The organism is Schumannella sp. GW821-FHT10F01 (assembly GCF_058809295.1).
This window is the reverse complement of the sequence record NZ_JBXASM010000001.1, coordinates 368078-379141: the sequence shown is the minus strand read 5'-3', so window position 1 is coordinate 379141 and position 11064 is coordinate 368078. Positions and strand designations below refer to the sequence as shown.

At 71.6% G+C, this 11064-nt stretch carries 10 protein-coding genes; 4 read left to right on the top strand and 6 right to left on the bottom strand.

All coding sequences use genetic code 11. The annotated features are described in order from the left end of the window. The first annotated feature begins 123 nt into the window (after positions 1-123). Positions 124-1947, top strand: a complete 1824-nt coding sequence (locus AC1RSJ_RS01925; RefSeq protein WP_493116631.1) for a glycoside hydrolase family 32 protein — start codon at positions 124-126, stop codon at positions 1945-1947. Between the two features lie 6 nt (positions 1948-1953). Here the strand turns inward: AC1RSJ_RS01925 and AC1RSJ_RS01920 are convergent, their stop codons facing one another. Both AC1RSJ_RS01920 and AC1RSJ_RS01915 read right to left on the bottom strand, forming a co-directional pair. Continuing rightward, positions 1954-2532, bottom strand: coding sequence for a GNAT family N-acetyltransferase (locus AC1RSJ_RS01920; RefSeq protein ID WP_493116630.1), 579 nt, complete (start codon positions 2530-2532; stop codon positions 1954-1956). 54 nt (positions 2533-2586) lie between these two features. Further along, positions 2587-3024 carry a BLUF domain-containing protein gene (locus AC1RSJ_RS01915; RefSeq protein WP_493116629.1) on the bottom strand — a complete coding sequence of 146 codons (438 nt, stop codon included), beginning with the start codon at positions 3022-3024 and terminating at the stop codon, positions 2587-2589. Between the two features lie 156 nt (positions 3025-3180). Here AC1RSJ_RS01915 and AC1RSJ_RS01910 point away from each other — a divergent pair, with 156 nt between their 5' ends. Further along, positions 3181-3777: a dihydrofolate reductase family protein gene (locus AC1RSJ_RS01910; RefSeq protein ID WP_493116628.1), complete on the top strand. Its 597-nt coding sequence runs from the start codon at positions 3181-3183 to the stop codon at positions 3775-3777. Positions 3778-3807: 30 nt separating this feature from the next. Here AC1RSJ_RS01910 and AC1RSJ_RS01905 read toward each other — a convergent pair whose 3' ends face one another. Then, positions 3808-4890 carry a DNA glycosylase AlkZ-like family protein gene (locus tag AC1RSJ_RS01905; RefSeq protein WP_493116627.1) on the bottom strand — a complete coding sequence of 361 codons (1083 nt, stop codon included), beginning with the start codon at positions 4888-4890 and terminating at the stop codon, positions 3808-3810. 119 nt (positions 4891-5009) lie between these two features. Between AC1RSJ_RS01905 and AC1RSJ_RS01900 the strand changes: the two genes are divergently transcribed. After that, a complete protein-coding gene (locus AC1RSJ_RS01900; protein WP_493116626.1) occupies positions 5010-5399 on the top strand; it encodes a hypothetical protein in 390 nt (129 codons plus the stop codon). Between the two features lie 490 nt (positions 5400-5889). On the opposite strand, the gene AC1RSJ_RS01895 is transcribed toward AC1RSJ_RS01900, so the two are convergent. The 3 genes from AC1RSJ_RS01895 to AC1RSJ_RS01885 all read right to left on the bottom strand — a co-directional run bounded on the left by AC1RSJ_RS01895 (position 5890) and on the right by AC1RSJ_RS01885 (position 9967). After that, positions 5890-7410 carry an alpha-N-arabinofuranosidase gene (locus tag AC1RSJ_RS01895; protein WP_493116625.1) on the bottom strand — a complete coding sequence of 507 codons (1521 nt, stop codon included), beginning with the start codon at positions 7408-7410 and terminating at the stop codon, positions 5890-5892. A 39-nt stretch (positions 7411-7449) separates the two neighbouring features. Further along, entirely contained in the window at positions 7450-8991 is a 1542-nt protein-coding gene (locus AC1RSJ_RS01890) for an alpha-L-fucosidase (protein ID WP_493116624.1), read from the bottom strand. A 133-nt stretch (positions 8992-9124) separates the two neighbouring features. Further along, positions 9125-9967, bottom strand: a complete 843-nt coding sequence (locus tag AC1RSJ_RS01885) for a helix-turn-helix transcriptional regulator (RefSeq protein WP_493116623.1) — start codon at positions 9965-9967, stop codon at positions 9125-9127. Positions 9968-10121: 154 nt separating this feature from the next. On the opposite strand from AC1RSJ_RS01885, the gene AC1RSJ_RS01880 reads away from it, so the two are divergent. Continuing rightward, positions 10122-11057, top strand: a complete 936-nt coding sequence (locus AC1RSJ_RS01880) for an SDR family oxidoreductase (protein ID WP_493116622.1) — start codon at positions 10122-10124, stop codon at positions 11055-11057. Positions 11058-11064 lie beyond the last annotated feature (7 nt).

Sequence of the window (11064 nt, the reverse complement as noted above, 5' to 3'; positions counted from 1 at the left end):
GACGACCCGCGAACGTCTCCGGTGCGCTGATCTCGCCGCGGTCGGTTGTGAGCCGGAGACCGGCACGCCAGACTCTCCGGGTCCGGGTCGACTGCTCCGGGCCGCCGTCTGCAAAGGAGCATCGTGGTCGGTCAGCCGTCCGCCGGACCCGAGCCGGCGCCCGCGCCGCAGCCCGGCCGCCCGATCCTCGATCCGGGCGCCGCCGACTGGGCGGCCTGGTCCGTCGACGGCACCGCGTTCGGCGAAGCTCCTCGCACCGACCTCGACGACGACGCGGGCTTCCCGCCGGGCGCCGTGGTGATCAGCAGCCGGGGCAAGCGGCCCGGCGATCGCGGCCGCCTCCGGTCCGCGCCGTTCGTCGTCACGACCCCGGTGCTCGAGTTCCTCGTCGCCGGCGGCGACTACGAGTTCTCGACGGCGGTGAACCTGCTCGTCGACGGCCGGGTCGTCGAGAGCGAGACCGGGCGCCGCGCCGAGCGCGCGCATCCCGCCGCGCTCGACCTGTCCGCGCATATCGGCGCCACCGCGCAGGTGGAGATCGTGGACGAGGCGATCGGCGAGCGCGAGCGCGAGTGGGGCTGGATCAGCGTCGCCGGCCTCCGCCAGACCGACGCGTCCGAGGCCGATCTGACCCGTGCACCCCTGTATCGCGAGGCACTCCGGCCGCAGCTGCACTTCACCGCCCGGCAGTGGGCGATGCGCCGCCACGAGCCGGCCGAGCGCGAGGAGGGCTGGCTCAACGACCTCAACGGCCTGGTGTGGTTCGACGGCGAGTTCCACCTCTTCGCCCAGCGCTGGAACAAGTGCTGGATCCACGCCGTCAGTGCGGACCTCGTGCACTGGACGGAGCTCGAGCCGGCGTTCTTCGAGGAGGCGCTGGAGACCGGCGTGCAGTCGGGCAGCTGCGTCGTCGACGTCGACAACAGCTCCGGGCTCGGCGATGGGGTGACCCCGCCGATGGTCGCGTTCTGGTCGCGGAACGACAACCGCACGCAGTGCGTCTCGTACAGCCTCGACCGCGGGCGCACCTGGTCGCACTGGCCCGGCAACCCGCTGATGGAGTTCCCGGAGCGCGATCCGATGGTCTTCCGCGATCACGCGCGCGGACGCTGGACGATGGTGCTCTACGGCGACGAGCGCTACCACTTCCTCGTCTCCGACGACCTGCTGCACTGGCGGGCCACCGGCGCCACGATCGACGACAGCTTCGAGTGCCCCGACTTCTTCGAGCTGCCGATCGAGGGCGAGGACGCGACGCGCTGGGTGCTGGTGCGGGGCGACGGGCGCTACTCGATCGGCGTCTTCGACGGCGACGGCTTCCTCGAGGAGACCGGGCAGCTGCAGCCGGACGTCGGCGCGAGCTTCTACGCGACCCAGAGCTGGGCCGCCGGCCCGGGTCCGGCCGCCCGCCGGGTGCAGGTGGCGTGGATGCGCGGCTCGCGCTTCCCGCAGATGCCGTTCAGCCAGCAGGTCAGCCTGCCGTGCGAGCTCACGCTGCACCGCACGGCGGACGGCCTCCGCCTGCAGCGGGCGCCGATCGCCGAGTTGGACTCGCTCGTCGAGGGCGAGGAGGTCTGGATGGATCGCGCCCTCGCCGACGGCGGGATCTGGGCGCCCGGCACCACCGCGTCGCAGGTCCGCGTGCGGGTGGAGTTCGAGCTCGACCCGGGCGCGGAGCTCGAGCTGCAGGTGCACGGCTCCCGCGTCACCGCGCGCGGCGCCGAGCTGGGCGGCGACGCCGGCGCGGGTGCGACGACGACGCCGATCCGCCACCTCGACGTGGTGATCGACGTCGCCTCGATCGAGGTGTTCGCGAACCACGGCGAGCTGTCCGCGACGACGGCCCGGTTCTCCGGCCGTCCCGGTGTCGCACTGACGGTGCGCGGCGGGTCGGCGCGCGTGCGTCGGCTGTCGATCGCCGCACTGTCGTCCATCTGGGCGGGCTGATCGACCTCAGGCCGGCGCGATCGTCGTCCGCATCACCGTCTTGCTCGTGCCGATGTGGCGCTCGAACACGAACCCGGCCTCCTCGAACATGCTCCGCGTGACGTTGTGGAGGAACGACGACGACGTCCGCTTGCCCGGCTCGAGCTGATTCGGGAACGACACCACCTCGCCGCCGCCCGCCTGCGCGATGAGGTCGAGCGCGCCGTGGAGCGCCTCGAGGGCGACGCCCTGGCGGCGATGGTCGCGGTCGACGAAGAAGCACGTGATGCGCCACGGCGCCGGACGGGTCTCCCCCGCGTCGTACTGCTTGCGGTGGTAGATGCCCGGCAGCTCGGCGGGGCTGCCGTACTGGCACCAGGCGATCGCCTGATCCCCGTCGAAGACGAGCGCCGCGTGGGCGACGCCCTCGTCGACCAGCCGGCGCTTGAAGGTCGCGCGGTCGTAGTCGTCCTTCACCGTCTCCACGGTGTCACCGTGGAAGTAGCTGCAGTAGCAGCCGCCCCAGACCCCGTTGTGCTTCTCGGCGAGTGCGAGCCAGGCGGGGAAGGTCTCCGGAGTGAGCGCTCTGATGACGTGGTCGGCCATGCGCACAGCATGGACCCGCCCGCCGACGTCCGATAGGCCGCTGTACTCGACCGGCTAGCTGCTCGTGCTGACCTGGCGGGACTCGTACCAGCGGATGAGCGTCCGCAGCGTCGGGAGGAAGGTCGAATAGCTGTCGATCGGGGACGTGAAGGCGTCGCCGAGCTCGGCGAGGTGGCCCGATCGGTCGGCGTCGCCCTGGTGAGGGACGCTGCCGAACTCCATGGTCCAGCTCGGGAACTGCCTGCTCTCGATCGGATAGCTGATGAGCACCTTCACGTCCGTGTGCCGTGCGTCGTCGGTGATCCGCGTCATCAGCGCGTCGACCGTGTCATCCGGGCCCTCGATCAGCTGCAGGAAATAGCCCGATCGGTGCAGCAGCAGACCGGTGATGTCGAGGCGCGCGTTGTTCGCCTGACTCGTCTCGACCACCGCGGCGATGTCCGACGGAGTGAGACCGGGAGCGGCGGCACTGAAGTAGAGAGTCGATTGCACTGCTCCCCAGCCTGCATGCCGGGATCGGCGAGCACAAGCCGGTGCGGGAACCGGACCCTGCGCACACGACTCCCAGAACCTCCGGAACGAATATCCGTCGCGCTGTCGGATCCGGTCTGGACCGTTCGTAGCCCTGGTGAGAGAAAGGACTTCACCATGAAGCTCACCATCAGCCTCCAGGTCACCCTCGACGGCGTCGCGCAGGCGAACGGCGGCAACAACGAGGAGACCGACCCCGGATTCACCCGCGGCGGCTGGGCGCTGCCGCTCGGCGACGAGGAGGGCACGCAGTACATCCTCGACACCTGGCGTCGGCCCGACGCGTTCCTCATGGGACGCCGCACCTTCGTCTCGTTCGCGGAGTACTGGGGCTCGCGCAGCGACGACGGCGGCTTCGGCGAGGCGATCAGCTCGAAGCCGAAGTACGTGGTGTCGAACACGCTGACCGATCCGTCGTGGGAGGGCTCGACGGTGCTGTCCGGCGACATCGCCGCCGCGATCCGCGAGCTGAAGTCGCGTCCGGGCGGCGAGCTGCTGCTGGTCGGCAGCGCCCGCGTCGCGCGGTGGCTGCTGGAGCACGAGCTGGTCGACGAGATCAACCTGGTGCAGTTCCCGGTGATCGTCGGCGAGGGGACGCGGCTCTTCCCCGAGACCGGCACCGACTTCGGCCTCGAGCTGCTGGAGTCGAAGGTGTTCGCGACCGGCGTCGTCGGGCTCACCTACCGGGTGGCGGGTCGTCCGCAGTACGCGTGAGCGGCCGGGGCGGGGCGTGCGCGAGAGCGGCTACACGAGCTCCCGCCCCGACGCCGTCGCCAGGTCGGCGATCGCGGTCCGCAGCGAGTCGACGCCGACGCGCTGGGCCGCATCCTCGTCGAGCCAGGTGACCTCGACCTTCGACCGGACGATCTTCCACACGCCCGCCATGCGACCCTCCACGAGCACGAGGTTCGCGCCGCGCGTCGCGTGCGCGCGATGCTCCGGCGGCACGATCCGCGGGTCGGACGTCCCGGCGCCGAGCACCCACTGATCGGAGCCCGGCACCAGGACCACTGCCTCCTCGGGCGGCGCCCGCCGGATCTCATCCGCCTGACTCGCCAGGCACAGCGCGGTCTCGCCCTCGATCTCGAACCGCTCGACCTCGTCGCCGAGCCCGTCCAGCCACCGCTCGATGCGACGACGACCGGCACTCAGCCCCTCCCCGAGCCAGTACTGCAGCCGATCGGGCGTGCACGGACCGTAGGCGCCGAGGTAGTCGCGGATGGCCTCCGGTCCGGCGTCGTCGAGGTCGAGGAGCCCCGTCCAGCCCGGGATGGTCTCGAGCGAGCGGAAACTGGTCGCTCCCTCGGACGGGCTGAAGCACAGGTCGCCCTGCCACCCGAGCGGCTTGAGCAGCGTCTGCGAGCCATCCCCCAGGGCCGACCTCAGATGCGCGTACGCCGGATCCGCCGCGACAGCATCCGCCAGCGCCTCCTGCGTGAGCGGACCGGATCGCAGCGCCTCCCGGACCGTCGCGCGCAGGCGCGGCCAGTCGTCCGGTTCGAGTCCGTAATAGCTCCGCCAGCTCGCGAGCTCCCATTGGCGCCCGGCGCACCGCACCGCGAGGTGGACGGCGGCCGACCTCGGGGTCATCAGGTGCGTGCTGCCGCGGAAGGCGTACGTCGAGAAGATCAGCCCCTCCTCGATCGCCGCCGCGACATCGCCGTCGGCGGATTCGGCGAGGCGGAGCCGGATCGCGGTCGCCGCGTCGCCGGACCAGGACGGGATGGCGACGAGCCGGTCGACGACCTCCTCCACCGCCGCGGCGCGAGGCCCGGCGAGGAAGTGACGGCGCAGCCGCCAGCCGAGGACGGACGTCCAGGTCACCATGCCGGGATCCTAGGAGGGACGTGCGACCTCGGGGCTCGGCGCGAGACCGCGCGCTCGCGTAGGCGAGCTCGACGACAGTACGTTTCGATGAGAACCGTTGCGATGACGGAGGAGCATCGATGCCGACGCTGGACGACGTGGCCCGGATCGCCGCGGACCTCCCGGGCAGCGAGGAGCGTCCATCCGGCGGCGGACTCGCCTGGTTCGTGCGGCGCAAGCCGTACGCATGGGAGGTCATGCCGTGGCCGAGCCAGGAGGACTCCGTGCGCGCGATCGTGGCCGGCGAGCCGTGCCTCGGCGTGACGCTGGCGGACGACGAGGACGCCGTCGCGCTCGCGCAGATGCGGCCGGACGTCTTCGTCGCCGCCGCGAGGAAGTGGGGCGGTCCGAAGATCATCATTCGACTCGGCCCGGCGCCGGCGGATCACCTCGCCGAGCTCGTGATCGAGTCGTGGCGGCTGCAGGCGCCGAAGTACCTGCGCCGGGAGCTCGACGCGCCCGAGGAGTGACGCGCCAGGACAGCCGGGCGGCGTGGCATACGACACCGAGCCACTCGGCTCGCCCGTGCCAGTGTGCGGCGACCCCACGGGCCCGGGAGTGACCTGGGAGACCGCTCGGTCCACTGTGGTCCCCCGTCCGCCTCGCGGATAGATTCGCCCGCGGCGGTTTTCCCCCGAACTCGCCATGTCCCCCGGACCCGGCCTCGTCCCCCCACGAGCGCACGGCGGACATCGGTGTCCGGGGCGCTCGCCCCGGACACCGTCTTCCAGCATGGGAGACGCCCGCACGGCCGGTCATTCCCGATGCTTCGTACGGACGTCCCCAGAGGCGAGACCGGAGACCCGAACTCCGTGCCTCGCCCGGTGGCATCGGCGGCCCGCAACCCGAATGCGTCCGCCGACGGCACCAGGCTAGGCACGGCGACGACGGCCTCAGCGGTCAGTCGGCCATCTCCCAGGATGCCTCACCGGCGTCGGCGTCGGGCCTGCGTTCGGGCTCCTAGGCCGAGGGAGCCAGCTCCAGCGAGATCGTCGCGAACGAGTGCGGCGGCAGCGTCACGCGCACCACTCCCGCGTCGATGGTCGTGTCGAGCGGTCGGGGCGCCACGGCATCCGGATGCTCGACGTCGTTGAAGGCGCCGACCGCGTCCCCGGTGAGCACGCGGCCTTCCGCCGACAGCGCGACCACGCCGCGGAGGTCGAGCTCGACGTCGAGCGGACCGGCGAGCCCGAGGTGCGTGAGCGAGATCAGAGCGTGGCCGTCGCGCACGCTCGCCGAGAGCGACACCGCCGGCGTGCCCGCCAGCCCCTCGGCGTCCGGCGACGCGAGCAGGTGCGCCGGGACGCTCGTCGCGTCGTGGTGGCCCTTGTTCATCTCGAACACGTGGTAGCTCGGGGTGAGCACGAGGTTGCCGTCGTCGTCCGTGAGCAGCATCGCCTGCAGCACGTCGATCGTCTGGGCGATGTTCGCCATGGTGAGCCGGGCGGCGTGGCGATGGAACACGTCGAAGTGCAGCCCGGCGACGACCGCGTCGCGCATCGTGTTCTGCTGGAACAGGAACCACGGATTCGTGTCGGGCTCCGCGTTCCACCAGGTGCCCCACTCGTCGCAGACCAGCCCGATCCGGCGCTCGGGGTCGTAGGCGTCCATGACCGCCTCGTGGCCGCGGATGATCCGCTCCATGTCGAGCGCCTTCTCGACCGTGCCCCAGTACGCCGCGTCATCGAATCCGGTCGCTGGACGGGTGTTGATGCCCGGTCCGGAATGCGTGTAGTAGTGGAACGAGATCCCCTGGAAGACGCGGCTCGGGTCCCGCTTGTCGAGCGTGGTGAGGGCCTTCATCAGGGCCTCGGTCCACAGCACGTCGTCCTCGTTCGCCCCGGCGGCGATCCGGTACAGCGTGTTGCCGTCCTCGTCGTGGAGGTAGGTCGCGTACCGGCGCGCGAGCTCGGCGTAGCCCTGCGCGCTCATGTTGCCGCCGCAGCCCCAGGCCTCGTTGCCGATGCCCCAGAACGGGATGGTCCAGGGCTCCTCCCGGCCGTTGGCCCGCCGCTCGCGCACGACCGGGCTGTCACCGCGGCGGGTCAGGTACTCGACCCACTCCGACATCTCCTGCACCGTGCCGCTGCCGACGTTCCCGTTCATATACGGCTCGGCGCCGAGCAGCTCGGTGAGCTGCAGGAACTCGTGCGTGCCGAAGGAGTTGTCCTCCTCGACACCGCCCCAGTTCACGTTGACGCGACGCGGGCGCTCCGCGCGCGGGCCGATGCCGTCACGCCAGTGGTACCCGTCGGCGTAGCAGCCGCCCGGCCACCGCAGGTTCGGGATGTCGAGCCGGCGCAGCGCCTCCACGACATCCGCGCGGATGCCGCCGATGTTCGGGATGTCGGAGTCCTCACCCACCCAGAAGCCGCCGTAGATGCAGCGGCCGAGATGCTCGGCGAAGTGGCCGTAGAGGTGCCGGCTGATGGTGGGGCCGACGACGTCGAGGTCGATGGCGGCGCGGGCGGTGGCGGTCATCGGAGTCCGATCTGCGTGTCCGGTGCGAACATGGCGAGGTCAGCCGTGCAGCACGTCGTGGCGCGGTGCGACGGGCGTCGGGGCGAGGTGGAAGCGGATCACCCTGGTGTCGTCGGGGTGACCGCCGAGGTCGACGGTGAGCGCCTCCGGGGCCCGATCCCACGCGACCTCGGCGTCGCTGCCGAGCACGCTGACGCGGTCGATCGTGCGGGTGAGCAGCTGCGAGGTCGCGGCGAGCGAGCGGATGCGCGCGACGCCGCCCTCCGGCGCCCCGAGCAGGATCGCGTAGAGGTAGTCGCCGGTGACGTCGTGGCGCATGGTGAAGCGGATGTCGTCACCGGTGAACGCGGCCCGGTCGCCGTCGACGAACGAGCCGGCCTGCACCGCCGTCGGGCCCTCCCCGGGAACCGTCCACGGGCGGGTGCCGTAGATCGCCTCGCCGTTGCGGGTGAGCCACTCGCCGATCTGCTCGAGCATCCGGCGCTCCGGCTCGGCGATGGTGCCGTCGGGCTTCGGCCCGATGTTCAGCAGCAGCACGCCGTTCTTGGCCACCACATCAGCCAGCTCGCCGATGAGGTCGTCGACGCGCTTGTAGTCGTGGCCCTCGACCCAGCACCAGGCCGACTTCGAGACGGAGGTGTCGTTCTGCCAGACGACGGGCTCGATGGCACCCATCGCACCGCGCTCGATGTCGTAGACCGCGGACCCGTCGGCGAACGCGTGCCACTTGTAGTTGATGACGACCCCGCGCCCCCACTCGGCCGCGCGGTTGTAGTAGTACGCCGCGAGCCGGCGCACGTACGGCTCGAACGCCGGCTGCTCGATCCACCAGTCGAACCAGAGCACCTGCGGGCGGTAGCGGTCGATGACCTCGACCGTGCGGAGCAGCCAGTCCTCGAGGAACCGCTCGTTCGGCGCGATCTCCTCGCGCTGCGCCGGGCCGTAGAAGTCCGCGTAGGCCGGATCGCGCACATCCGAGTCGAACCGCGAGCCGCCGTTCATGAAGAACCAGTGCTCGGCCCGATGGGATGACGCTCCGGGCACCATCCACGCGCGGTCGACCGCGGCGGCGAGCTCGCCGAACACGTCCCGCTGCGGACCCATTCGCGACGCAGACCAGCGCGAGCGCGCCGTGTCGTACATCGCGAAGCCGTCGTGGTGCTCGGCGACGGGCACGACGAACTGCGCGCCCGCCCGGCGGAAGAGCGCCGCCCAGTCGTCGGGATCGAACTCCGACATCGTGAACGACGGGATGAAGTCCTTGTAGCCGAACTCGGCGTGCTCGCCGTAGGTCGCTCGGTGATGGTCGAACTCGCGCCGGCTCTCGAGATACATGTTGCGCGAGTACCACTCGTCGGAGAATCCGGGCACGGAGTACACGCCCCAGTGGAGGAAGACGCCGAACTTCGCGTCCTGATACCAGCGCGGCACCTCGTACCCGCGGAGCGAGTCCCAGGTGGCGTCGAACGGCCCGGCGGCGATGACCGCGTCGACCCGGGCCAGCTCGGCGGTGTTGTCCGACACGTCGACCGCCGGCGGCAGCGAGGTCGGATCGAGGCGCGGGAGATGTGCGGAGGTCACTGCGCTGGGGTCCTCTCAGGACGGCGACGACGTCGTCGGGGTCGAGACGCGACAAGTCTGGCAGGTCGTGGCCGCGGCGACCTCACGCGCTCCGCGGCCTGACGCGTCCGCTTCCGCGTCCGTCGCACGGTGGTCAGCCGAGGCGCTGGCTGCCGATCACGTCGAGCAGCCGCAGCTTCTCGGAGCTCTCGCTTCCGGGGATGGCGGTGTACACCATGAGCAGATGGCTCTGCACCGGGTCCACGAGCGTCTGGCACGTCAGCTCGAGCTCGCCGAGCTCCGGATGCAGGAACCGCTTCGTCTCGCGTGGACGGATGCCGACCTCCTGCCGCTCCCAGAGCTCGCAGAACTCGGCGCTCGTCGACCGGAGCGACTCGGCCAGCCGCGCAGCCCGGGAGCCCGCACCGCGCTTCGCCGCGACCTCTCGCAGGCCCGACGCGAACATCCGAGAGAGGTAGGCGTGGTCCTCCTCGGCGTAGAGCCGCCGCGATCCCGGCTCCGCGAACCAGCGCCAGCCGAGGCTGCGGGCCGGGCCTCGGAGGCTGGCGGTGTCACCGGTGAGCGCGATGCCGAGGCGCGTCTGCCGGAGGGTCTCGCCGAGCTCGGTGACGATCTCCGCCGGGGTGTCCTCGAGCCGATCGAGGATGCGCAGCAGCCCCGGGCTGATGTGGTCGTCGGTGACGTCCCGCACCGGCGGATGGTGACCGCCGAGCAGGAAGAGGTGATCGCGTTCGGCCGGCGCGAGGTGGAGGCCGAGCGCGATCGCCGCGAGCATCTGCTCGGACGGTTGCGGTCCCACCCCGCGCTCGATCCGCGCGTAGTAGTCCACCGACATGCTGCACAGCGCGGCGACCTCCTCGCGGCGGAGGCCGCTGGTCCGCCGTCGACGACCCCGTGGCATCCCGACGTCCTCCGGCTGGAGCGCGCCGCGTCGCGCGCGGAGGAAGGCCGCGAGTCCTGGCCGATCGAGGTCCACGCCGCTCTCCTTCGTGTCCCGTCCATCGTGCAGGCACCCCTGCCCTTCAGCCACGCCCTGTCGATCCGCCCCTCGCAGCCGCGGACTGACGAGTCCTGGCTGTTGCGGACGGCGACCGCGATGGTGACTGCGACAGACCGAGCCAGGAGGACCCATGCCCAGACAGAACGACATCAGCATCCCGGATCTCACCGGGGTGCGAGCCCTGATCACCGGCGCGAGCGACGGGATCGGACTCCGGATCGCGGCCCGGCTCGCGGCGGCCGGCGCCGAGCTCGTGCTCCCCGTCCGCAATCCCGGGAAGGGCACAGCGGCGGCCGACCGCATCCGCGAGACCGCCCCGGCCGCGGCGATCGCCCTGCCGGCGCTGGACCTCGCGTCGCTCGACTCGGTCGCGGCGCTCGGCGAGACGCTCCGGGCGGCGGGCGAGCCGATCCAAATCCTCATCGCGAACGCGGGACTGATGGAGCCGCCGTCGAGGCAGGTGACCGCGGACGGGTTCGAGGTGCAGTTCGGCACCAACCACCTCGGGCACGTCGCCCTCGTCGCGCAGCTCCTCCCGCTGCTCAGGGCCGGCCGAGCGCGGATCGTCTCGCAGACCTCCATCGCCGCGCGGTCGGGGTCCATCAACTGGGACGACCCGAACTGGGAGCGCGGCTACGACGTCGGGAAGGCGTACGCGCAGTCGAAGATCGCCATCGGGCTCTTCGGGGTCGAGCTGCGGCGCCGGAGCGAGGCCGCCGGATGGGGTCTCACCAGCGTCGTCGCCCACCCGGGAGTGGCGCCGACCAGTCTGCTGGCCGCGCGACCTGAGATCGGCCGCACGACCGACACCATCGGGGTGCGGATCATCCGGACGCTCTCCCGCCGCGGCATCCTCCTCGGCACGCCGGAGAGCGCCGCACTTCCCGCCGTGCTGGCCGCCACCGCGGCGGTACCCGCCTCCGGCGACATGTACGGACCGACCGGCCCCGGACGGGTCGGCGGCGCGCCGGGCACGCAGCCGCTCTTCGCTCCGCTTCGCGACGCGGACAGCGCGGCGAGGATGTGGGACCTCTCGCAGCGGCTCGCCGGCGTGTCGTTCGCGTGAGCGCGCG

Bases quoted from the DNA above. Each gene is read 5' to 3' on its own strand.
- AC1RSJ_RS01920 (WP_493116630.1), bottom strand. From the start codon at position 2,532: ATGGCCGACCACGTCATCAGAGCGCTCACTCCGGAGACCTTCCCCGCC.
- AC1RSJ_RS01910 (WP_493116628.1), top strand. From the start codon at position 3,181: ATGAAGCTCACCATCAGCCTCCAGGTCACCCTCGACGGCGTCGCGCAG.
- AC1RSJ_RS01905 (WP_493116627.1), bottom strand. From the start codon at position 4,890: ATGGTGACCTGGACGTCCGTCCTCGGCTGGCGGCTGCGCCGTCACTTC.
- AC1RSJ_RS01900 (WP_493116626.1), top strand. From the start codon at position 5,010: ATGCCGACGCTGGACGACGTGGCCCGGATCGCCGCGGACCTCCCGGGC.
- AC1RSJ_RS01895 (WP_493116625.1), bottom strand. From the start codon at position 7,410: ATGACCGCCACCGCCCGCGCCGCCATCGACCTCGACGTCGTCGGCCCC.
- AC1RSJ_RS01880 (WP_493116622.1), top strand. From the start codon at position 10,122: ATGCCCAGACAGAACGACATCAGCATCCCGGATCTCACCGGGGTGCGA.